The sequence below is a fragment of the Janthinobacterium sp. OK676 genome (genome assembly GCF_900103595.1).
In the GTDB taxonomy this organism is placed as follows: Bacteria; Pseudomonadota; Gammaproteobacteria; order Burkholderiales; family Burkholderiaceae_D; genus Janthinobacterium.
Map to the genome: position 1 here is coordinate 724,872 of NZ_FNHA01000001.1, position 21,477 is coordinate 746,348.

At 65.4% G+C, this 21,477-nt stretch carries 18 protein-coding genes; 11 read left to right on the forward strand and 7 right to left on the reverse strand.

Annotation, left to right across the window (positions count from 1 at the left end; all coding sequences use genetic code 11):
• The first annotated feature begins 4 nt into the window (after window positions 1–4).
• From BLU39_RS03310 to BLU39_RS03340, 7 genes are all read left to right on the forward strand, one after another.
• Window positions 5–712: a type II secretion system protein gene (locus tag BLU39_RS03310; protein WP_175539195.1), complete on the forward strand. Its 708-nt coding sequence runs from the start codon at window positions 5–7 to the stop codon at window positions 710–712.
• A 5-nt stretch (window positions 713–717) separates the two neighbouring features.
• Window positions 718–1,485: an ABC transporter permease subunit gene (locus BLU39_RS03315; RefSeq protein ID WP_254788875.1), complete on the forward strand. Its 768-nt coding sequence runs from the start codon at window positions 718–720 to the stop codon at window positions 1,483–1,485.
• Complete coding sequence (locus BLU39_RS03320; RefSeq protein WP_092709617.1) at window positions 1,485–2,237, forward strand: hypothetical protein; 753 nt, start codon at window positions 1,485–1,487, stop codon at window positions 2,235–2,237. The genes BLU39_RS03315 and BLU39_RS03320 overlap by 1 nt, the downstream gene beginning before the upstream one ends.
• Window positions 2,238–2,279: 42 nt before the next feature.
• Window positions 2,280–2,852, forward strand: a complete 573-nt coding sequence (locus tag BLU39_RS03325) for a prepilin-type N-terminal cleavage/methylation domain-containing protein (RefSeq protein WP_092709620.1) — start codon at window positions 2,280–2,282, stop codon at window positions 2,850–2,852.
• A gap of 27 nt (window positions 2,853–2,879) precedes the next feature.
• Window positions 2,880–3,242 carry a YgiW/YdeI family stress tolerance OB fold protein gene (locus BLU39_RS03330; RefSeq protein ID WP_092709623.1) on the forward strand — a complete coding sequence of 121 codons (363 nt, stop codon included), beginning with the start codon at window positions 2,880–2,882 and terminating at the stop codon, window positions 3,240–3,242.
• A 262-nt stretch (window positions 3,243–3,504) separates the two neighbouring features.
• The gene (locus BLU39_RS03335; protein ID WP_139178139.1) at window positions 3,505–7,956 is read left to right on the forward strand and encodes a PAS domain-containing protein; all 4,452 of its coding nucleotides are present in this window, start codon (window positions 3,505–3,507) and stop codon (window positions 7,954–7,956) included.
• The gene (locus BLU39_RS03340; RefSeq protein ID WP_092709629.1) at window positions 7,953–8,876 is read left to right on the forward strand and encodes a diguanylate cyclase domain-containing protein; all 924 of its coding nucleotides are present in this window, start codon (window positions 7,953–7,955) and stop codon (window positions 8,874–8,876) included. Before BLU39_RS03335 ends, BLU39_RS03340 begins: the two co-directional genes overlap by 4 nt.
• Window positions 8,877–8,975: 99 nt before the next feature.
• Here BLU39_RS03340 and BLU39_RS03345 read toward each other — a convergent pair whose 3' ends face one another.
• The 7 genes from BLU39_RS03345 to BLU39_RS03380 form a co-directional block, all read right to left on the reverse strand.
• Window positions 8,976–9,431, reverse strand: coding sequence for a MaoC family dehydratase (locus BLU39_RS03345; protein WP_046683056.1), 456 nt, complete (start codon window positions 9,429–9,431; stop codon window positions 8,976–8,978).
• The gene (locus BLU39_RS03350; RefSeq protein ID WP_092709632.1) at window positions 9,424–9,912 is read right to left on the reverse strand and encodes a MaoC family dehydratase; all 489 of its coding nucleotides are present in this window, start codon (window positions 9,910–9,912) and stop codon (window positions 9,424–9,426) included. The genes BLU39_RS03345 and BLU39_RS03350 overlap by 8 nt, the downstream gene beginning before the upstream one ends.
• A complete protein-coding gene (locus BLU39_RS03355; protein ID WP_092709635.1) occupies window positions 9,909–11,054 on the reverse strand; it encodes an acyl-CoA dehydrogenase family protein in 1,146 nt (381 codons plus the stop codon). The genes BLU39_RS03350 and BLU39_RS03355 overlap by 4 nt, the downstream gene beginning before the upstream one ends.
• Before the next feature lie 16 nt (window positions 11,055–11,070).
• The gene (locus BLU39_RS03360; protein ID WP_092709638.1) at window positions 11,071–12,261 is read right to left on the reverse strand and encodes an acyl-CoA dehydrogenase family protein; all 1,191 of its coding nucleotides are present in this window, start codon (window positions 12,259–12,261) and stop codon (window positions 11,071–11,073) included.
• Window positions 12,262–12,432: 171 nt separating this feature from the next.
• A complete protein-coding gene (locus BLU39_RS03365) occupies window positions 12,433–12,783 on the reverse strand; it encodes a VOC family protein (RefSeq protein WP_092709642.1) in 351 nt (116 codons plus the stop codon).
• 69 nt (window positions 12,784–12,852) lie between these two features.
• Entirely contained in the window at window positions 12,853–14,442 is a 1,590-nt protein-coding gene (locus tag BLU39_RS03370; protein WP_092709645.1) for an aspartate:alanine exchanger family transporter, read from the reverse strand.
• Window positions 14,443–15,030: 588 nt separating this feature from the next.
• Window positions 15,031–16,065 (reverse strand): LacI family DNA-binding transcriptional regulator, encoded by a 1,035-nt coding sequence (locus BLU39_RS03380; protein WP_092709651.1) that lies wholly within the window; start codon window positions 16,063–16,065, stop codon window positions 15,031–15,033.
• Window positions 16,066–16,392: 327 nt separating this feature from the next.
• On the opposite strand from BLU39_RS03380, the gene araD reads away from it, so the two are divergent.
• The 4 genes from araD (at window position 16,393) to BLU39_RS03400 (ending at window position 21,448) form a co-directional block, all read left to right on the forward strand.
• Window positions 16,393–18,129, forward strand: a complete 1,737-nt coding sequence (gene araD, locus BLU39_RS03385; protein WP_092709654.1) for an L-arabinonate dehydratase — start codon at window positions 16,393–16,395, stop codon at window positions 18,127–18,129.
• 41 nt (window positions 18,130–18,170) lie between these two features.
• Window positions 18,171–18,983: an HpcH/HpaI aldolase family protein gene (locus tag BLU39_RS03390; protein WP_092709658.1), complete on the forward strand. Its 813-nt coding sequence runs from the start codon at window positions 18,171–18,173 to the stop codon at window positions 18,981–18,983.
• 64 nt (window positions 18,984–19,047) lie between these two features.
• Window positions 19,048–20,151 carry an ABC transporter ATP-binding protein gene (locus BLU39_RS03395; RefSeq protein WP_092709662.1) on the forward strand — a complete coding sequence of 368 codons (1,104 nt, stop codon included), beginning with the start codon at window positions 19,048–19,050 and terminating at the stop codon, window positions 20,149–20,151.
• A 46-nt stretch (window positions 20,152–20,197) separates the two neighbouring features.
• On the forward strand, window positions 20,198–21,448 hold the full coding sequence (locus BLU39_RS03400; protein ID WP_092709665.1) for an ABC transporter substrate-binding protein: 1,251 nt from the start codon (window positions 20,198–20,200) through the stop codon (window positions 21,446–21,448).
• Window positions 21,449–21,477 lie beyond the last annotated feature (29 nt).

The following is a 21,477-nucleotide window of genomic DNA, read 5'->3' on the forward strand; positions in this document are numbered from 1 at the left end:
CCATATGGATCGATTCCGGCGCCGCCAGGGCGGCTTTTCCCTGATCGAGATCGCCATCGTGCTCGTCATCGTCGGCCTGATGATAGGCGGCCTGGTGACGCCATTGACGGTGCAGCTGGAACAGCGCAAGGTGGCCGAGACGCAGCAGGCGCTCAATGAAGCGAAGGAAGCGCTGACGGGCTTTGCGCTGCGCTACGGCTACCTGCCCTGTCCCGCCATCTCCGCCGGCAACGGCCTGGAAGACCGGCGCGGCGCCCGCTGCACGGGCGAAAAACGGGCCGGCTTCCTGCCCTGGGCCACCCTGGGACTGCGCCAGGGCGACAGCTGGAACAATCTGTTCCGCTACAGCGTCACGCCGGCCTTCAGCGACAGCGAGCAGCAATTCAACCTGGGCACGCCGCGCGACATCAGCATCGTCACGCGCAACGGCGGCGCGCTGCTGCAGGCGACGGCCTTGAGCGACATCCCCGCCATGATCATGTCGCACGGCAAGAACGGCTTTGGCGCCACGGGCGTGCAGGGCCAGCGCCAGGCCGTGGCTTTCGGCAACAATGTCGACGAGCGCAACAATGCATCGAACGCCACCACCGTCATCAGCCGCGCCGCCAGCGGCCCGCAGCAGCCCGGCGGCGAGTTCGACGATATCGTCGTCTGGCTGTCGCCCAACATCCTGTTCAACCGCATGGTGGCCGCGCAAAGGCTGCCCCGCTGATGCCGATGTTCTTTCCTTCCCTCACCATCGCCCGCTACACGCTGCTCGAAGCGCTGCGCAGCCGCCTGCCGTGGCTGTTCCTGCTGGCGGCCTGCGCCGCGGCCGGCCTGGCCGGCTTCCTGCAGCAACTGGCGCTGACGGAAAGCGGCGCCGTGCAGGCGGCCCTGCTGGCGGCCACCTTGCGCCTGGCCGGCGTCTTCCTGCTGGCCACCTTCATCATCACCAGCATGGCGCGCGAAGCGGCCGACCGGGGCCACGAATTGCTGCTGGCTCTGCCCATGCCGCGCGCGGCCTACCTGCTGGGGAAACTGCTGGGCTACGGGGCGCTGGCGGCCGTGCCGGCCGTGCTGTTCGGCCTGTTGATGGCGCTGTTCGCCGCCCCCGCACAAAGCGCGCTGTGGGCGCTGTCCTTGCTGGGTGAATTATGGATCGTCGCTGCCTTCAGCCTGCTGTGCGCGGCCAGCTTGCAGCACGCCCTGCCCGCGCTGGCCGCCACGGGGGGCTTTTATGTGCTGGCGCGCATGCTGGGCAGCCTGCAACTGCTGGCGCACGGGCCGCAGGCGGGCGATTCCTGGCCGCAGCGGGCCACGGCCGGCGCCATCGACGTGCTGGCCCTGCTGCTGCCCCGCCTCGACGCGTTTACCCGCACGGAATGGCTGCTGTACGCGACGGGCGACTGGCATGCCCTGGCCGGCGTGGCGACGCAAACCATCATCTACGTCGGCTTGCTGGCCAGCTGCGCGCTGTGCGACTTTTACCGCAGGAACATCTGATGGCTGCCGCCCAGCGTCCCTGGACCAGCGTGCCGCGCCCCCTGTGCTGGCTGCTGGCCGCCTGCCTGCTGCTGCAGCTGGGCTGGCGCCTGGCGCAGCAGCAGGCGCCCGCACAGGCGCAGCCCCTGCCCGCCGCGCCGCCAGCTGGCGTGGCGCGCCTGGCCAGCCTGGGCGAGCCGCTGGCCATGTCGAAGGCGATGCTGCTGTACCTGCAATCGTTCGAAGACCAGCCCGGCGTCAGCCTGCCGTGGCGTGCGCTCGATTACGACCGCCTGGCTGGCTGGCTGGAGACGGCGCAAACGCTCGATCCGCGCAGCCGCTACGCGCTGGTGGCCGCCAGCGAGGTGTATGCGGGCGTGGCCGACCCGCGGCGCGCGCGGCGCATGCTGGCCTTTGTCGCCGCCAGCTTCGCGGCCGACCCGCAGCACCGCTGGCCCGCCATGGCGCAGGCCGTGCTGGTGGCCAAGCACCAGTTGCACGACCTGCCGCTGGCGCTCGGCTATGCGCGCGCGCTGCGCCAGCTGGCGACGGGGCCGCACGTGCCGCCGTGGGTGCGCGAGATGGAAGCGTTCATCCTGGAAGACATGGACCAGCTCGACAGCGCGCGCCTGGTGATCGGCGGCCTGATCGCCGGCGGCCAGATCAGCGATCCGCACGAGCTCGCTTTCCTCGCGCGCAAGCTCGACGAACTGGCCAAAAAGAAAGCCAGGCCATGCGCGCGCGGCGCCATTTGCAGTAAACTGCCACCCTAAGATGCCATGCCAGGCACCAGCACTTTTTTCCAAGGAAACCCCATGCTCCCACGCCGCCAGCACGGCTTTACGCTCGTAGAAATCGCCATCGTCCTGGTCATCATCGGCTTGCTGCTCGGTGGCGTACTGAAGGGACAAGGCTTGATCGACAGCGCCAAGGTGAAGAACATCATCCAGCAGTCGAATGCGCTGACGGCCGCCGTCAACGCCTACCAGGACAAATTCCACGCCCTGCCCGGCGACGATATCCAGGGCACCGTGCACGTGCCCAATTCGGCCGGCAACGGCAATGGCGACGGCCAGATCGGCGACGGCCAGCCGCGCGAATTCACCCTGGCGCCGCAGCACCTGGCGCTGGGCGGCTTCATTACCGGCTCGTTCAACGGCACCTCGCAATTCATGACCAGCGCCCAGGGCGGCGCCGTCTACCTGTACAACGACGAAGTGGGCGGCCGGGCCGGCAACGGCATCCGTTTCGACAACCTGCCCGAAAGCTACGCGGAGCAGATCGACAGCAAACTCGACGATGGCGTGGCCGGCACGGGCAGCGTGCGGGCGAACATGCCCTATGGTAATGCCGGTGCTATCATCCCCCGCACCGCCGTCTTTTTCTGAGCCGCAAGTCACTATCGAAGGAATACCATGCCACCGCACCGCACACTCATCGTCTCCCTGGCCGCCTGCGCCTTGCTGGCCGGCGGCGCGCACGCCCAATACGTGGGACCGACGGCCGGCCCGGCCGCGCCCGCCAATGTGGCCGCCATCCTGAAAAATCCCGTCGACGACCAGGCCGTCGTGCTGCGCGGCCATTTGCTGCGCAAAGTGGGCAACGAGAAATACACCTTCTCCGACGGCACGGCGGAAATCCGCGTGGACATCGACGACAAGGTCTTCATGAACCGCAAGATCGACGCCAGGACCCGCGTGGAAATCCGCGGCGAAGTGGAAAAAGATTTCATGGAAAGCCCGGAAATCGACGTCGACGTGCTGACCATCGTCCCGTAAGCTGCCTTGCCATCCCGCCGCCATGGCGGGATGGCATCCCCCCTCCTCTGTATGCCTTGCGCAAGCTTTTTTTCATTCCAGAAACTAGGCTTGTCAGAACAATCAATTTCGTCTAGCATCTTTTCATTCAAGGTCAGCCAGTGCCAGCGTCAGCCTGCCTGTCGACTCATCCATTCTGGGAGCTTTCCGGGTGCAAGATTTGCCTTCGATACGCTCAAGAATTTCATGGCTGGTGCTCGCCTGGGTCATTCCGACGGCACTCGTGTTTCTCCTGCTCGTGGCGCAAAGTTACACGCGCGAACGCGACCACGTCGTCAACGAAACGGCGCAGGCGGCGCGGGCCGTCGCCGCCGCCGTCGAACGCGACTTGAGCGGCGCCCAGATGGCCGCGCGCATCCTGGCCGCCTCGCCCGCCCTGCAAACCGACGACATCGGCGCCCTGCGCGCCCTGGCCGGCAGCCTGCTGCAGCCGGGCCTGGCCGTCAGCGCCTTCATCGTCTCCGACGCCAAGGGACGCCAGCTGGTCAATACCGCCCTGCCCGCCAGCCAGACGCCGCCACCGTTGCCGCAAAAATGGGCCGCCAGCATGGAGCGCACGCGCGAGGCCGGCAAGCCCCGACTGACCAGCCTGCTCATGGCGCCGGACGAGGTGCCGCGGCTGGCCCTGAACCTGCCCTTGCCGCGTGACAAGGGTGCCGCCTATGTGCTGACGGCGCTGTACCCGCCCGACTACCTGCCCGTGCTGCTGCGCGAGCTGCACCTGCCCGCCTACCTGGGCGCGGCCATCGTCAATGCCGACGGCATCAACGTGGCGCGCACCCTGGCGCCGCAGCGCTACGTGGGCCAGCGCACCGTGGCGCCCCTGCTCGAGCAGATACGCCAGGCGCGCGAAGGCGTGCTGCGCCATGCCACCCTGGAAGGCCTCGACGTGTATACGGGCTTTCGCCGCGCCCCCGACGACGCCTGGACGGCCGCCGTCACCATGCGCACCAGCACGGTGGCCGAAGCCCTGCTGGGTTCCGTCGTCACCGGCTCCCTGATCCTGGCCCTGCTGCTGGGCGCCGGCTTTGCCCTGGCCTGGCGCGTGGGCGGCCGCCTGGCCCGCACCTTGCAGGAATTGACGCAGCAGATACACGCGCTGGCGCAGGGCAAGCCCTTGCTGTCGCACCGGCATGCGGACCGCGAATCGGGCGACATGGCGGGCGCCCTGGGCGCGCTGGAACGCGACTTGCGCCGCCACCGCACGCAACTGGAAAGCCTGGTGGCCGAACGCACGCTGGCCCTGGAAAAATCCACGCGCCTGCTGGAAACCGTGTACGCGACGGCGCCCATCGGCATGCTGTTCGTGGACCTGGACTTGCGCATCGTCATGATCAACCACTACCTGGCCGCCATCAGCGGGGCCAGCGTGGCGCAGCATCTGGGCCGTCCCGTGGGCGCCATGCTGTGCGACGACGCCGTGCGCGCGGAGGTGGAACGCTGCGTGCGCCAGGTGCTGGAAACGGGAGCGCCCATCGTCGACCTGGAATTGCAAGGCCATGGCGGGCAGCCACGCGAACAGCTGAGCCACTGGATCGTCTCGTTTCACCCGATCTTCGGCCCCGAGCAGCAATTGCTGGGGGTGTCGGGCCTGTGGCTGGACATCAGCGAGCGCAAGCGCAGCGAAGCGGAGTTTCGCCGTTCGAAACATTTGTTCGGCACCATTATCGAAAACATCCCGGCCATGGTCTTCGTCAAGCGCGCCGACAAGCTGAGTTTTGAAATGATCAACCGCCACGCGGAACTGACCCTGGGACGCTCGCGCGAGCAATTGCTGGGCAAGACCGACCACGATTTCTTCCCGCCGCAGCAGGCGTCCGCTTTTGTGAGCGCCGACCGCAAGCTGCTGGCCACGGGGCAGATGGTGGAAATCGAACAGGAGGCGATCAACACGGCCGACGGCACGACGCGCCACTTCACCACGCGCAAGGTGGTGCTGCGCGACGATGCGGGACGCGCCAGCCACGTGCTGGGGGTGTCGATCGATATCACGGAACGCAAGCGCGCCACCGAGGTGCTGCACGCCACCACCTTGCGCCTGGAACAGAGCGAGCGCTTCATCCGCACCGTCACCGACAACCTGCCCGGCATGGTGTCGTACTGGGGCGCCGATCTGCGTTGCCGCTTCGCCAATAATTTCTACAATGAGTGGTTTGGCCGCAGCAGCGCCGAAATGGCCGGCATCCACATGAGCGAATTGCTGGGGCAGGAACTGTTCGACGTGTACGCGCCCCATGTCGAGGGCGTGCTGGCGGGCCGGCCGCAAAGCTTCGAGCGCGACCTGCCCGACCCGACGGGCCAGGTGTGCCACACGTGGACCAATTACATTCCCGACATCGACGACGGCGGCGGCGTGCGCGGCTTCTTCGTGCTGGCCTCGGACGTATCCGAGCTCAAGCGCACGGAATTGCGCCTGCACGAACTGAACGAGCAGATGGTGCGCGCGCGCGACAAGGCCGAGGCGGCCAGCACGGCGAAGAGCGAATTCGTCGCCAACATGAGCCATGAAATCCGCACGCCGATGAATGCCATCATCGGCCTGGCGCGCCTGCTGGAAGAGTCGCCGCTGGAACGGCGCGAGCGCAGCTATGTCGGCAAGATCCAGATGGCCACGCAGTCGCTGCTCAATATCGTCAACGACGTGCTCGATTTTTCCAAGATCGAGGCGGGACAGATGGTGCTGGAACAGCGCCGCTTCCAGCTCGAACGCATGCTGGGCAGCGTCGGCGTCTTGCTGGCCAGCAGCGCCTGGGCGCGCGGCGTGGAGCCCGTGTTCGTGCTGGGCCCCGGCGTGCCGGACGAACTGATCGGCGACGCCCTGCGCGTGGAACAGATCCTCATCAACCTCATGGGCAACGCCGTCAAGTTCACCTCGCATGGCGAAGTGGTGCTGTCCATCGCCATGCGGGCCGAGGATGCGGCCAGCGCGACGCTCGAGTTTTCCGTGCGCGACACGGGCATCGGCATCGGCGCGGCCGAGCAGGAACACATCTTCGACGCGTTTTCCCAGGGCGACAGCGGCACCAGCCGCAAATACGGCGGCACGGGACTGGGACTGGCCATCTGCCGGCGCATGGTGGAATTGATGGGCGGCAGACTCACCGTGAAAAGCACGCTGGGCCAGGGTTCCGACTTCCGCTTCCGCTGCCGCTTCGACAAGGTGGCGCCGCCGCCCGAGGCGCACGGCAAGGGCGCGTCCAGGGCGCTGTCGCTGCTGATCATCGACGACAACGCCAGCGTGCGCGCCATGCTCGAGAACTGGTGCGCGGCGCAGGGCTGGCACAGCCGCAGCGCCGACAGCGGCGCGGCCGGCCTGGCCCTGCTGCGCGCCCATGCCGGCGACGAACCGGCGGCCGATCTTGTGCTGCTGGACGCGGCCATGCCCGGCATGGACGGCATTTCCATGCTCACGGAGGCGCGCGCCGACGAACTCCTGGCGCTGCCGCCCGTGATCATGCTGGTGGCCGACCAGGACAGCGAAAACCTCGAACGCCTGGCCGACAGCCTGATGCTGGCCGGCATCGTCTCGAAACCGGCCACGCCGGCACGCCTGCTGGCGGCCGTCACCGCCGTGCGGGATGGACGCAATGGCCGCAGCGCGCCATCCATGCTGCCCGTTTCCACACCCCTGTCGGGCTTGCTGGAAGGCATGCGCGTCCTGCTGGTGGAAGACAATGAAATCAACCAGGAAGTGGCGCAGTACATCCTGCTGCACTCGGGCGCGCGCGTGGCCGTGGCCACCAACGGCAGGCTGGCCGTCGACATGCTGGCGCACAGCCCGCAAGCGTGGGACGTGGTGCTGATGGATTTGCAGATGCCCGTCATGAACGGCTACGACGCCACCCTGGCCATCCGCGCGCTGGGCTTGCCGGACCTGCCCATCGTCGCCATGACGGCCAATGCCATGGACGAAGACCGCCTGCGCGCGATTGCCAGCGGCATGAATGCGCACGTGGCCAAGCCCATCGATGTCGACGACATGATCGAGACCCTGACCCGGCTGGTGCCGGCGCCCCGTGGCCGCGGCAGCAGCGCCGCTGAGCCAGGCAGCGCCGCCACAGAGGTGCTGGAAGTGCCGGCTTCGATAGCCGGCATCGACCTGGCGGCGGCCCTGCACCGCTTCGGCGGCGATTATGGCGCCTTCCTGGCCCTGCTCAAACGCTTTGAAAATTCGCAGGGCGACGCCGTCGAGGAAACCCGGCGCCGCCTGGCCGCGGGCCAGGCGCGGGAGGCGGCGCAACTGCTGCACCGCGTCTGCGGCGTGGCCGCCAACCTGAGCGCCACGCACGTCGCCAGCCTCGCCGGCGAGGCGGAAAAGGCGCTGAAAACGGGGCAATCGCACGCCACGGCCGCCTTGCTGGGACAGCTGGAACGGGCGATGGCCGAAGTCATCGAAGCGGCGCGCACCCTGCCCTCGCCCCTGCGGCGCGGGCAGCCGGCCCAGGCCACGCCCGGCGGCGCACCGCTCGACCTGCATGGCGGACTGGCCGAGCTGCTCGTCCTGATCCGCAAGAATAACCTGAAGGCGCTGGCGCAATTCCACGCCCTGCAGCCCGCCCTACAACAATCAGACCGGGAAGCGGCCCTGGCGCTGGCAAACGCGATCGAGACGCTGAATTTTTCCGAAGCGGAAAAACTCGTGCTCGATCAGCTGAAACGAGAGGAAAACAAGTGAGCTGGACCAACCTTGCCATGAACGGGCGCATCCTCATCGTCGATGACGCCATGGAAAACATCCAGATCCTGCACCAGCTGCTGCGCGAGGAACACGACGTGCTGTTCGCCCTGAGCGGTGTGAAGGCGCTGGAAATTGCGCATAATCAACTGCCGGACCTGATCCTGCTCGACGCCGTCATGCCCGGCATGGATGGCTATGCCGTCTGCAACGCGCTGCGCGAATCGGCCATCCTCAGCGCCATCCCCGTCATCTTCGTCACGGCCCTGAACCAGCCCGAGGACGAAACGCGGGCGCTGGAAGCGGGCGCCGTCGATTTCATCACGAAACCGTTCAACGCGGCCGTCGTGCGGGCCCGCGTGCGCAGCCAGCTGACCATCAAGCGGCAAGCCGACGCCATGCGCGAACTGTCGCTGACGGATTCGCTGACGGGCGTGGCCAACCGGCGCAGCTTCAACGACACGATGGACAGCGAATGGCGGCGCTGCGCGCGCGACGGCGTGCCGATGGCCCTCATCATGGCCGATATCGACCACTTCAAGGATTACAACGACACGTATGGCCACCAGGCGGGCGACCTGTGCCTGCAGCAGGTGAGCGCCGCCCTGCGCCGCTGCGCCGTGCGCCCGCCCGACCTGCTGGCGCGCTATGGCGGCGAGGAATTCATCATCCTGCTGCCGCAGGAAACGCGCGACGGCGCCGAAGTGGTGGCCCAGCGCATCCTCGACGAAGTGCGCGCGCTGCAGATTCCCCACGCCAGATCGAGCGTCGGCCCGCACGTCACCGTCAGCCTGGGCATGGCCAGCGTCATGCCCACGGAAGGCATGGACCCCAGCGCCCTGATCCGCGCCGCCGACGCCCTGTTGTACCGCGCCAAGCATACGGGACGGGACAGGTATTGCGCGTCGGAGGGGGAGTGAGCAGGCAGGCTATAGGCTCTTTGCGTCGGCTTACGCCCTGCGGGCTAAGCCGACCTACGCCGACCTACCCCAACCTGCGCGGCGAGCCAGGCTTATCGCTCAGGGATAGCAGCGCATCAAAAACTCCGCCACGCACACGGGTTTGGTGTCGCCTTCCCTCTCCATGGTGACGGCCCAGTTCACTTGCGCGCCTTCCGGCAGGTCGTCGACGGACAGGATGTCGAGCCGCGCGCGCAAACGGCTGCCGACGGGTACGGGCGCGGGAAAGCGCACCTTATTTAAACCGTAGTTGATGGCCATGCGGATGCCGGCCATGTGCAAGGCGCCCTGCAGCATGGCCGGCAGCAGCGATAAGGTCAAAAAGCCGTGCGCGACGGTGCAGCCGTACGGCGACTCGCGCGCGCAGCGCTCCGCGTCGACGTGTATCCACTGATGGTCGTCCGTGGCGTCGGCAAAGGTGTCGATGCGCTGCTGGGTGATGGTGAGCCAGTCGGAGACGGCCACGTGCTGCCCCGCCAGCGCCTGGAAACCGGCGATACCGGCGATATCACGCATGCTGCTCTCCGGCAGGACGGCGGCCGAACATGCCCATGCCTTCGACTGTCGTCACCACTTCGCCATGCTGGTTGCGCACGCTCCACACGGAAATGACGATGCCGCGGTCCGGCTTCGACGTGGACGGGCGCACTTCCTTGACCTGGTAGGTCAGCTGCAAGGTGTCGCCCGCGCGCACGGGTTTGAGCCAGCGGATGCTGTCCAGGCCGGGCGAGCCCATGCTGGACGAATGCTTGAGCAGGTTATCGACCACCAGGCGCATCATCATGCCGCAGGTATGCCAGCCGCTGGCGATGACGCCCTTGAAAATCGTCTTTTCGGCGGCCGCATGATCGACGTGGAACGGTTGCGGATCAAAATCCGTGGCGAAGGCAATGATTTCCTTTTCCGTTACGTGGCGCTGGCCCAGGTCGATTTCCAGGCCTTGCGTAAAGTCTTCGAAATACCAGTGTTTCGGGGTGATGGCAGGCGATGCGGTCATGCGGTCTCCGTCGGCAAGAAGCCCGGCTGGGCGATAAAGCGCTCGATGTGATGGTCCATGTCGCCCAGGGTCAGGGCGATCATGGAGAGGCGCTTGAAATGGTGGGCGGCGGGCAATTCATCGGTGACGCCCATGCCGCCATGCAATTGCACGGCTTGCTGGCCGACAAAGGTGGCGGCCAGGCTCACGCGCGCCTTGGCGGCCGACACCGTGCGGCGGCGCTCGGCCACATCCTCGCTATCGGCCCTGGCGGCGGCCAGCATGGCCATCGAACGCGCCTGTTCCAGGTGGATGAACATGTCGGCCATGCGGTGCTGCAAGGCCTGGAACTTGCCGATCGGCGCGCCGAACTGCTGGCGCGTCTTCAGGTACTCGAGGGTGGCGGCAAAGATGGCATCCATGGCGCCCACGGCTTCCGCGCACAGCAAGGCGGCGCCGTAATCCACTGCCGCGTCCAGCACGGGCCAGCCCTGCCCCGCCTGGCCGATCAGGGCGTCATGCCCCAGCACCACTTGCACGAGGGTCACGGTAGCGGCGCGCTGGCCGTCGATGGTGCGGTAGTCGCGCACGGTAACGCCGGGCGCATCGACAGGCACGAGGAACAGCGAGATGCCATCCGTATCGCTCTGGCCGCCGCTGCTGCGCGCCGAGACGATCAGCGCGCCCGCCTGGGCGCCATGGATGACGACGGTTTTCTCGCCGTCGAGCACGAAACCATCGCCGCTGGCGGTGGCCGTGGTGGCGATATCGTGCATGTCGTGGCGCGACTGGCGTTCGCCCAGCGCGCAAGCCAGTTTCAGGCTGCCGCTGGCGACCTGTTCCAGTACCCCATCGTGGCCGCCCGCCAGGCTCAGGAAGCGCGCGCCCAGCACGGTGGCGAAATAGGGTTCGACCACCAGGCCACGGCCCAGTTCCTGCATCACCAGCAGCATGTCGACGGCCGTGCCGTCGAAGCCGCCCGCGCCGGCCGGCAGCGGCAAGGCCGTCATGCCCAGCTCGGCCAGGGTGGCCCAGGCGGAATCGGACGTACCCGTGGCCGAGTGGACGATCTGCTTGCGCGTTTCAAACGGGTAATCCTTGTCGACCCAGCGCCTGAGCGCATCGGCGAATTGCTGCTGTTCCTGATTAAATTGAAAGTCCATGTCGTCTCCTTCTGGCTTACAGGCCCAGGATCATCTGCGTGATGATGTTTTTCTGGATTTCATTCGAGCCGCCATAGATCGATGTCTTGCGGTAATTGAAGTAATACGCGGCCAGCGGCGCGGCCAGGTCGTCACCGCCAGCGCCGTGCGGCACGCTGCCATCAAGAAAATCCGGGTCGAACGGCAAGGCTTGCGGGCCGATGGCTTCAAGCATCAGCTCCGTCAGCTGCTGCTGCAGTTCCGAACCGCGCACTTTCAGCATCGACGCCTGCGGTCCCGGCCCCTTGCCCTCTTCGCTGATGACGCGCAAGACCGTCATTTCCAGCGCCATCAATTCGATTTCCAGAGTAGCGACTTTGGCGGCAAAGGCGGGATCGTGCAGCAGCGGCGCGCCGCGCTTGTTCTGCTGCATGGCCAGCTGCTTGAGGAAGGTCAGTTCGCGCTTGGAGCGGCCGACGGCGGCGATGCCCGTGCGTTCGTGGCCCAGCAGATACTTGGCGTAGGTCCAGCCCTTGTTTTCCTGGCCAACCAGGTTGCTGACCGGCACGCGCACATTGTCGAAGAAGACTTCGTTCACTTCATGCTCTTCATCGAGCATGATGATGGGGCGCACGGTGATGCCCGGCGTTTTCATGTCGATCAGCAAGAAACTGATGCCTTCCTGCTTGCGCACCGTGCTGTCCGTGCGCACCAGGCAAAAGATCATGTCCGCGTGCTGGCCCAGCGTCGTCCAGGTTTTCTGGCCATTGACGATGTAATGGTCGCCGTCGCGTTCGGCCGTGGTTTTCAGCGAGGCGAGGTCGGAGCCGGCGCCCGGCTCGGAATAGCCCTGGCACCACCAGTCGTCGCAATTCAGGATGCGCGGCAGATAATATGCTTTTTGTTCGGCGTTGGCGAAAGCCATGATGACGGGCGCCACCATGTTGACGCCGAATGGCAAAATCGGCGGCGTGGCGGCGCGCGCGCACTCGTCTTCCCAGATGTGGCGCTGCACGGACGTCCAGCCCGTGCCGCCATATTCGACGGGCCAGGCCGGCGCGGCCCAGCCTTGTTGCGCGACGATCTTGTGCCAGCGCACGTAATCATCGCGGTTCAGGCGCAGATGCCGGCGCACCTTGCGCTGCAAATCCTCAGGCAAATGGGTATCGAGGAAGGCGCGCACCGTGTCGCGGAAGGCGCTCTCCTCGGCCGTGTAATGCAAGTCCATGTCTGTCTCCTTGTTCTTATCGGTTGCCGTGATGACTGCACGCAAGGAAGCTCAGCGCACAAAAAAGCACGACCGTTCTCAAGGATTGTACAACAGATTGGGAGCGGCGCCAGGGGTTTTACAATGGCTGGCGCTGGGTGAATTGGCTGACTGCCGCCGTTGGCACGTCGCCTATGTGTGCGACAGAATATTGATGAGCTTGCCGAAAGGATCGCGCACGAAAAAGCGCCTGACGCCCCAAGGTTCATCGGTGAGCCCATATTCGATGGCAAAGCCTGCGGCGACCATGCGTTCAAAGGCGGTATCGACGTCATCGACTTCAATGGAAAGGTCGGGCACGGCAGTGTTCGAGCCGCCTTGCGTCGCAAAGCTCACTTGAACGCTCATCTCGGCTGGCGATCCATACGTCATGATCCAGCCGTGGTCCATCAACAGGCCCAGGCCCAGCACTTCCTCGTAAAACCTCCGCGCCAGGCCCAAATCCGACGCGGGGATGTTGGCAACGATACGCTTGACTTGCATGTTTTTTTCCTCCTTGCCAACGATTGAAACATTCAAAACGCGCCCTGACAAGCCCGCTCCTGTCAGTAATCACCCGTACAAATGCAGCAACACTTGCACGGCCACGATCTTGACGATGGTCATGCTGGGGAAAATCATCGCATAACCGAGGTTCGGCCGGTCCGACTTGGCCAGGCGGTTGGCGAACACCAGCACGGCCGGGTTGCCCGTGGCGCCGGCCGCGATACCGAGCAATTCAGGAAACGGCAGGCGCAGGAAGACCTTGCCCAGGATGACGACGAGGGCCACCACCACCAGCACCGTCACGGCGCCCAGCGCCAGCATGGGCAAGCCGTCGGCGCCCACTTGCTGCACGAAGGGCAAGCCGGACGCCATGCCCACGGAAGCGAGGAATATCGTCAAGCCATAGTTGCGCATGACCAGGTTGGCCGACAGGGGCAGGCGCCAGCTGATCCTGCCGACTCGGCCCAGGCGGCCCAAAATCAGCGCCATCACGAGCGGCCCGCCGGCCAGGCCCAGGCTGAACGAGCCTATCCATGGCAAGGGGATAGGCACGAGGCCCAGCAGCACGCCCAGCACCATGCCCATGCCCAGCGATACATAGCTGAACTCGGCCGTGGCCGTGATGGAATTGCCGAACAGCTTGCGCACCTCGGCCGCATGTCTGGCCGGCGCGATGGCCATCACGCGATCGCCAAATTCCAGGGTCAGGAAGGGATGCGGCAAAATCATGGCGTCGCCGCGGCGGATGAAGGCGATCTGCAGGGGGAAGTCTTTTGCCAGGTTCAGCTCGCCCAGGGGCACGCCGACGATTTCCGCGTCGGACACGAACACTTCCGTGCCATCGAAATCGCTGCGGTCCTTCATCAGGCGGCCCGGGTCCAGGTGGCCCAGCGCCGTGCGCGCCGCTTCCACGCCCGCCACCGTGCCCGACACCATGAGCGCGTCGCCCACGCCCAGCACGAGGCTTGGGTCGGGCAAGCGGTTCTGGTGGCCCTGGCGCACGCCGATCACTTGCACGCCCGCCAGGGGGCCGTCGGCCAGCTCGGACAGGGTGGCGCCCGCCAATTTGGCTGCGTCGATGGTGATTTCGGAGACGACGATGGGCGCCGGCGGCGGCGTCAGTACGGGTTTCAAGATGCGCCCGGCCAGGTACAGGCCCAGCATGGGGCCGACGACGCCGAACGGATATGCGACGGCATAGCCGACGGCCGCGTCGCCATTGCCGTGCGACGCTTCCAGCGCCGCCTGCAGGGCGGCCGTGCTGGTCATGGCGCCGGCAAACACGCCGCTGGCCATGCGCAACGAGATATCGATCCACTGCCCGCCCCAGATGGACACGGCCAGGCCGCCCATGACGGCGACAAAGGCGATCAAATTGTGTTTCTGTCCCGCGCCGCGCAAGCCGGCGAAAAATTGCACGCCGTATTGCACGCCGATGCCATACAGGAACAGCAGCAGGCCGATGGAGCCGACCATGGGCGGCGGCACGGAACCGGGAGCAAAGGCGCCCAGCGCCAGCCCCGCGAACAGCACGCCGCCCACGCCCAGCGAAAAGCCGAACACGCTGATGCGCCCCAGCGCATAACCGGCGCCGATGACGAGAAACAGGGCGAGGATCGGCGTCGACTCCAGGGTATGGCGGAAAAGTTCAAGCATGGGGCAGCCTTATTCTGGGGAAGGCCCAGTTTAGCATGCACAAAAGCAACACGATGGCGAGGATGACAAGCAAGCGTGCGCACGTTTGTGCCATAAAAACGGGCAAAAAAAAGCCCGCTGCGGGAGCGGGCTGAATCTAATTCCTGTGAGGAAGTAGAGGAGACAGGTGCATGATGCCGCATCGCAGCATCATTATCCAATTGCATGTTGTGATGATAGAAATACGATCCCCCTATATCTGGGCCATGCCGGCCTCCACTGCCCCTGCGCTCGCTCATGCATACGCCCGTTTGCCAACGCGCACCGGGCACTTGGACAAGGAAAGCATGCAGAAACATATCGGATGGGGGCAAGGATGACCGCAGCGCTTGCCTGCCATCGGTCAGCGGCATGGTGCCCACGGCGGGTCGCTATCCCTTGTGCGACCGGCGGGCAAAAAAAAAGCCCGCTGCGGGAGCGGGCTGAATCTAATTCCTGTGAGGAAGTAGAGGAGACAGGTGCATCATGCCGCATCGCAGCATATCAAGCCAATTGTATGTTGTGATGATAGAAATATGATTCATCAATATCTGCGGCAAGCACGGTGTCTCAAGCACTGGCCCGCGCGATCAGTTCGTACGCCAGCGGCGCCAATGCCGGCGGCGCGGCGCCCTCGTCCACTTCGCCCAGGCGCTGCAAGATGGCTTGCGCGGCCAGGCGGCCGATGTCATAGCGGGGCACGCGTATCGTCGTCAGCGCCGGCATGAGTTTTTCCGAAAACGGGAAGTCGCCGAAGCCCGCCACCGCGCATTGCTCGGGGATGCGGATGCCGAGGCGTGCCGCCTCGTAGATGGCGCCGGCGGCCATGTTGTCGTTGGCAAAAAACAGGGCGTCGGGCCGCTCGGCGCGCGCCATTTGCTCGCTGAACACTTGCCCGCCCGCGTCGAGCGGCGCCGTCACCGACGCTGACACGATTTCCGCACGCAAACCCAGCTGCCGCATGGTTTCCTCATAGCCCTGTGCCCGCTTGCGCGCGCGGAAATCGCTGCCGATGCCGCTGTCGACGTAGACGATGCGCCGGTAGCCTTGCCCGTGCAAATACAAGGTCATGTCGCGCCCCGTGGCGATATGCGAAAAACCGATCTGCGGATACGGCCGCTCGGGGCGGATATCCCACGTTTCGATGACGGGAATCTGCAAGCCCGCCAGCAAGGTTTCCGTGGCGGCGCTGTGGTCGGCGCCCGTCAGCACGAGCGCGCGCGGCGACCAGCCGAGAAAGGCGCGCACGACCTTTTCTTCCGTCTCGATCGAGTAATCGTGGGTGGCCAGCAGCAACTGATAATTGTGCTGCGACAAGGTGGTCGACAAGCCCTGGATGGTTTCCGCAAAGATGGAATTGGACACGCTGGGCACGATGGCGCCCACGATGCGGCCCTGGGTCGAGGCCAGGCCGCCGGCCGCCTCATTGCGGATGTAGCCGAGCTGGTCGATGGCGCTCTTGATACGGTCGCGCGTTTCCTGCGACACGCGGTCCGGTTCCTTGAAATAGCGCGACACGGAAATGGCCGAGGTCTGTGCCAATTTGGCCACATCGAACACGGTGCTGCGGCCGAGGCCGCGCCGCTTGCGTACTGGGTCGTTCATGGGTACTGCCTTCTCAAAAATCGGTGATCACCACGCATCATGCCATGGCCGGGCGCACGGGGGACGCCAGCGTAACGCCGGTGCTTTACGGCATTTCGGCCGGACCGCGGAAATTCCACCCTGGAAATTGGCGTCAATGAAATCATGCCGATAGTGTAAGGGCTGCGCGCCTGTACCCTGCATTAAATCTGTTGACAGCCCCCCGCGATTCAAATTATATTTCGCTGTACTTGCAATGTTAGCGCTAACAAAGGCGGCTAGCAAGACCCGAGACAGCAGCACTGGAACGCCATACGCAGCGCGCCAGGCAACCAAAAAGGACACACATTGAGCTCCGCTACCTCCCGCCGCACGCTGGAATCCCTGCGCAGCCAGCGCTGGCTGGCCCCAGACGACATGCGCTCGTTCGCCCACCGCCAGCGCCTGCAGCAGATGGGCTTGCGCCGCGAGGAATTCCTCGACCGCCCCGTCATCGCCATCATCAATACCTGGAGCGACCTGTCGCCGTGCCACTCGCACCTGCGCGAACGGGCCGAAGCCGTCAAGCGCGGCATCCTGCTGGCCGGCGGCTTCCCCGTCGAGCTGCCTGCCCTGTCCTTGGGCGAAGTGATGGTCAAGCCCACCACCATGATCTACCGCAACTTCCTCGCCATGGAAACGGAAGAACTGCTGCGCTCGCTGCCGATCGACGGCGCCGTACTGCTGGGCGGCTGCGACAAGACGACACCCGGCATGCTGATGGGCGCCATCAGCATGGACATCCCCGCCATCTTCTGCCCTGCCGGCCCCATGCTCAACGACCGCTACCGCGGCCAGAGCGTGGGTGCGGGCACGCACACCAAGAAATTCTGGGACGACTACGTGGCCGGCGACATCGCCAAGCCCGAGTGGATCAAGCTCGAAGCGAAGATGACGCGCTCGCCCGGCACCTGCAACACCATGGGCACGGCCTCGACCATGACGTCCATCGTCGAAGCGATGGGCTTTACCTTGCCGGGCGCCACCAGCATTCCCGCCATGGACGCCAATCACGTGCGCATGGCTTCGCAATGCGGCGAGCGCATCGTCGGCATGGTGTGGGAAGACTTGAAGCCGTCGCGCTTCTTCACCCGCGCCGCGCTGTCGAACGGCGTGGCCGCCTACATGGCGCTCGGTGGCTCGACCAATGCGGCCATCCACCTGGTCGCCATCGCCGGGCGCGCCGGCCTGGCCCTGTCGCTCGATGAAATGGATGCGATGGCGCAAAAAGTACCGGTCATCGCCAACCTCTTCCCGTCCGGCGACAAGCTGATGGAAGATTTCTTCTATGCGGGCGGCATGCCGGCCCTGCTCAAGGAAATCGCGCCGCAGCTGGAATTGACGGCCTTGACGGTCACGGGCCGCAGCCTGGGCGAGAACATCGCCGACGCCGTCTGCCTCGACGACAGCGTCATCCGCAAGGTATCGCAGCCGGTGGCCGACGGCGCCGCGCTGGCCGTATTGCGCGGCAACCTGTGTCCTGGCGGCGCCGTCATCAAGCCGTCGGCCGCGAATCCGAAATTCGCCAAGCACCGGGGCCGCGCCCTCGTGTTCGATTCGAACGCGGAAATGCTGGCGCAGATCCACGCGCCGGACCTGGACATCGATGAAAACACGGTGCTGATCCTGCGCAATGGCGGCCCCATCGGCGCGCCCGGCATGCCGGAATGGGGCAATCTGCCCGTGCCGAAAAAGCTGCTGCAGCAGGGCATACGCGACATGGTGCGCATCTCCGACGCGCGCATGAGCGGCACCCACTACGGCACCTGCGTGCTGCACGTGACGCCGGAAGCGGCCGTGGGCGGTCCGCTGGCTTTGGTGCGCAACGGCGACATGATCGAGCTGGACATCGCCGCGCGCAGCCTGAACATGGACGTGACGGACGAGGAACTGGCGCGCCGCCGCGCCGAGTGGCAGGCGCCGGCGCAAAAATATGCGCGCGGCTACACCAAGCTGTACATGGAGCACGTGACGCAGGCCGACCAGGGCTGCGACCTCGACTTCTTGCTGGGCAACGCCGCCACGCCCGAGCCGCCGATCTTCTGACGCCGCCATCTTCCGACATATATAGAGAGCACAAAGTAATTATGGATATCCTCGACAACCCCTTCCGCGCCTTGCTGGCGGACAAAGCAGTACCGCTGGGCAGCTGGCTGATGGCCGGCACGCCCGTGACGGCCGAAGCCATGGGCTGCGCCGGTTTCGACTGGCTGGTGCTGGACATGGAACACGTGCCCATCGATTACCAGGATGCCTACCAGATCCTGCAGGCAGTGGGCGGCACACCGGCCTGCCCCGTCGTGCGCCTGGCCTGGAACGACCTGGTGCAGATCAAGCGCGCGCTCGACATCGGCGCGCAGACCCTGATGTTCCCGTTCGTGGAAAGCGCGGCAGAAGCGCGTAGCGCCGTGGCCGCCACCCGCTATCCGCAGCCGGGCCAGGCTATTCCCGGCACGCGCGGTTTTGCCGCCATGCACCGCGCCAGCCGCTACGGCACCGTGCCCGACTACGCCACCCGCGCCAACGGCGCCGTCTTCTCGATTATCCAGCTGGAAACGCCTGCCGCCCTGGCGCAACTGGAAGAGATCGCCGCCGTCGATGGCGTCGACGCGCTATTCGTCGGTCCCGGCGACCTGTCGGCGGCCATGGGCCATATCGGCAATATCGGCCATCCCGACGTGCAGGCGGCGATTGCCGACGCGGCCCGCCGTGCCCGCGCCATCGGCAAACCCATCGGCATTGTCGGCCCTTCGCCGGAAATGGTGCACACTTTCATTAGTTACGGCTATGACTACGTGGCCATCGCCTCGGACATGGGCATGATGATGCGCCAGGCCAATGCCTTTATCACGGCCCTGAAACCGTCACTGGCGAAAGCCCTCGACACGGGCGCCTACTAATCTATTTCTGTTGCAACGCACGTAGCGCGCTCAGACGCGTCATTCGCATCTTTTGGAGACAAGCATGTCAGGTGTAAAACTGGAAAAGGTCGTCAAGAAGTACGACAACGGCGTCGAAGTCATTCATGGCATCGACCTGGAAATCAAGCAAGGCGAGTTCGTCGTCTTCGTGGGCCCTTCGGGCTGCGGCAAGTCCACCCTCATGCGCATGGTCGCGGGGCTCGAGTCCATCACGGGCGGCACCATCTCCATCGAAGGACAGGTCGTCAACGACCTGCCGCCGCGCGAGCGCGACATCGCCATGGTGTTCCAGGACTATGCGCTGTACCCGCACAAGTCCGTGTTCGACAACCTGGGCTTCGGCTTGAAGCTGCGCAAGTTCCCGAAGGCGGAAATCGAACAGCGCGTGCGCGCCGCGGCCGCCATCCTGAAAATCGACCACTTGCTCGACCGCAAGCCGCGCGCCCTGTCCGGCGGCCAGCGCCAGCGCGTGGCCATGGGCCGCGCCATCGTGCGCCAGGCCAAGCTGTTCCTGTTCGATGAACCGCTGTCGAACCTGGACGCCCTGCTGCGCTCGGAAATGCGCACGGAAATCAAGAAGCTGCACCAGCGCATCGGCGCCACGACGATTTACGTCACGCATGACCAGGTCGAGGCGATGACCCTGGCCGAGCGCATCGTCGTGCTGTCCGGCGGCAACATCATGCAGGTCGGCACGCCGGACCAGATCTACAACGAACCCGTGTCGAAATTCGTCGCGGGCTTCACGGGCTCGCCGCCGATGAACTTCCTTGGCGCCAAGGTGGCGCGCAATGAAGCCGGCCAGTTTGATATCGTCCTGGGCAAGGCCCGCCTGGCCCTGCCGCTTGAGCGCCAGGCAGCCTGCGGCAAGCTCGACGGCCGCACCGTGGAATTCGGCATCCGCCCGGAAGACATCACCCTGGAAGCGGCCGGCAACGCCAGCGCCGCGCTGGCCGCCACCGTGGTCGTGGTCGAACCGCTGGGCGCGGAAACCCTGGTGATCTTCCAGTGCGAAGGCGGCGAACTGACGGCGCGCCTGCCACCCACGTTTGCACTGGCGCCAGGACAGCAAGTCACGGTACAGCTGGACATGGAGAAATTCCATCTGTTCGATCCGCAGGGCGGCGCGGTACTGCCATCCCGATAAGCCGCGCACAAGCGGCATTCCCATACCAAAACAGGAGACAAACATCATGCGTATCAAATCCCTCGTCCTGGCGCTCGGCGCCACGTTCGTCCTTGCCACTGCGGCCCACGCGCAAACCGTCAAGGTCTTTGTCGGCGGCCAGGAGCGCCCCGAAGTCATGCGCGAACTGTTCGCCAAGTTCATGGCCGCCAATCCCGGCGTCAAGATCGACCTGGAAACGGGCGGCGCCACGTCCGAGCTGCAGCAGAAATACCTGAACACGGTGCTGTCGGCCGGCGACTCGACCCTGGACGTGTTCCTGATCGACATCATCCGCCCGGCGCAATATGCCTCGGCAGGCTGGATCGAAAGCCTGGACAAATACCTGGGCGCCGACCGCGACAAGATCATGGGCCAGTACCTGCCCGCCTACAAGCAGGCGAATATGGTCGACAACAAGGTCGTCGCACTGCCCGCCTTTGCCGACGCCATGTTCCTCTATTACCGCAAGGACTTGCTGGCCAAGTACAAGCTGGCGCCGCCGAAAACCTGGGATGAGCTGGCCACCGTGGCGCGCACCATCCAGGCCGGCGAAAAGAATCCGGAATTGCAAGGCATCAGCTTCCAGGGCAAGGCCATCGAAGGCGCCGTGTGCACCTTCCTGCTGCCGTACTGGAGCCAGGGCGGCGAGCTGGTCACCAATGGCAAGCTGACCCTGGACAAGCCCAAGGCGGAAGCGGGCCTGGCCATGTGGAGCAAGCTGGTGCAGCAAGGCGTGGCCAAGAAAAACATCGCCGAAGTGGCCACCGACGATACGCGCAAGGAATTCCAGGCCGGCAACGTCTTGTTCGCCGTCAACTGGGGCTATGCCTGGAACCATTTCCAGGATGGCGCCGACAGCAGCGTGAAAGATAAAGTGGGCGTCGTCAGCCTGCCGGCCATGGCGGGCGGCAAGCCGGCCTCGTGCATCGGCGGCTGGCAGTGGGCCGTGTCTTCGTATTCGAAGAACAAGGAAGCGTCGGCCAAGCTGGTGCGTTGGCTGTCGAGTCCGGAAGTGTCGAAGCAGCTGGCCATCAAGGCCTCTAACCTGCCCGTCTACCCGTCCGTCTACCAGGACAAGGAAGTGCTGGCCGTCAATGGCTGGTTCGCCGATGCCCTGCCGGTCGTGCAAAGCGCCCGTTCGCGCCCCGTCACGCCGCGCTACAGCGAAGTGTCCGAAGCCGTGCGCGTCAACACGAATGCCGTGATGGCGGGCGTGAAAACGCCGGCGGCGGCCGTGGGCGAGATCGAAAACCGGGTCAAGCGCATCCTGCGCTAACCGGCATGCGCCCGGCCGCCACGACGGCG

What these genes read in the sequence shown, in the direction of transcription:
- BLU39_RS03310 (WP_175539195.1), top strand. Translation starts at nt 5, where the DNA reads ATGGATCGATTCCGGCGCCGCCAGGGCGGCTTTTCCCTGATCGAGATC.
- BLU39_RS03315 (WP_254788875.1), top strand. Translation starts at nt 718, where the DNA reads ATGTTCTTTCCTTCCCTCACCATCGCCCGCTACACGCTGCTCGAAGCG.
- BLU39_RS03320 (WP_092709617.1), top strand. Translation starts at nt 1,485, where the DNA reads ATGGCTGCCGCCCAGCGTCCCTGGACCAGCGTGCCGCGCCCCCTGTGC.
- BLU39_RS03325 (WP_092709620.1), top strand. Translation starts at nt 2,280, where the DNA reads ATGCTCCCACGCCGCCAGCACGGCTTTACGCTCGTAGAAATCGCCATC.
- BLU39_RS03330 (WP_092709623.1), top strand. Translation starts at nt 2,880, where the DNA reads ATGCCACCGCACCGCACACTCATCGTCTCCCTGGCCGCCTGCGCCTTG.
- BLU39_RS03345 (WP_046683056.1), bottom strand. Translation starts at nt 9,431, where the DNA reads ATGCGTGATATCGCCGGTATCGCCGGTTTCCAGGCGCTGGCGGGGCAG.
- BLU39_RS03350 (WP_092709632.1), bottom strand. Translation starts at nt 9,912, where the DNA reads ATGACCGCATCGCCTGCCATCACCCCGAAACACTGGTATTTCGAAGAC.
- BLU39_RS03355 (WP_092709635.1), bottom strand. Translation starts at nt 11,054, where the DNA reads ATGGACTTTCAATTTAATCAGGAACAGCAGCAATTCGCCGATGCGCTC.
- BLU39_RS03360 (WP_092709638.1), bottom strand. Translation starts at nt 12,261, where the DNA reads ATGGACTTGCATTACACGGCCGAGGAGAGCGCCTTCCGCGACACGGTG.
- BLU39_RS03365 (WP_092709642.1), bottom strand. Translation starts at nt 12,783, where the DNA reads ATGCAAGTCAAGCGTATCGTTGCCAACATCCCCGCGTCGGATTTGGGC.
- BLU39_RS03370 (WP_092709645.1), bottom strand. Translation starts at nt 14,442, where the DNA reads ATGCTTGAACTTTTCCGCCATACCCTGGAGTCGACGCCGATCCTCGCC.
- BLU39_RS03380 (WP_092709651.1), bottom strand. Translation starts at nt 16,065, where the DNA reads ATGAACGACCCAGTACGCAAGCGGCGCGGCCTCGGCCGCAGCACCGTG.
- BLU39_RS03390 (WP_092709658.1), top strand. Translation starts at nt 18,171, where the DNA reads ATGGATATCCTCGACAACCCCTTCCGCGCCTTGCTGGCGGACAAAGCA.
- BLU39_RS03395 (WP_092709662.1), top strand. Translation starts at nt 19,048, where the DNA reads ATGTCAGGTGTAAAACTGGAAAAGGTCGTCAAGAAGTACGACAACGGC.
- BLU39_RS03400 (WP_092709665.1), top strand. Translation starts at nt 20,198, where the DNA reads ATGCGTATCAAATCCCTCGTCCTGGCGCTCGGCGCCACGTTCGTCCTT.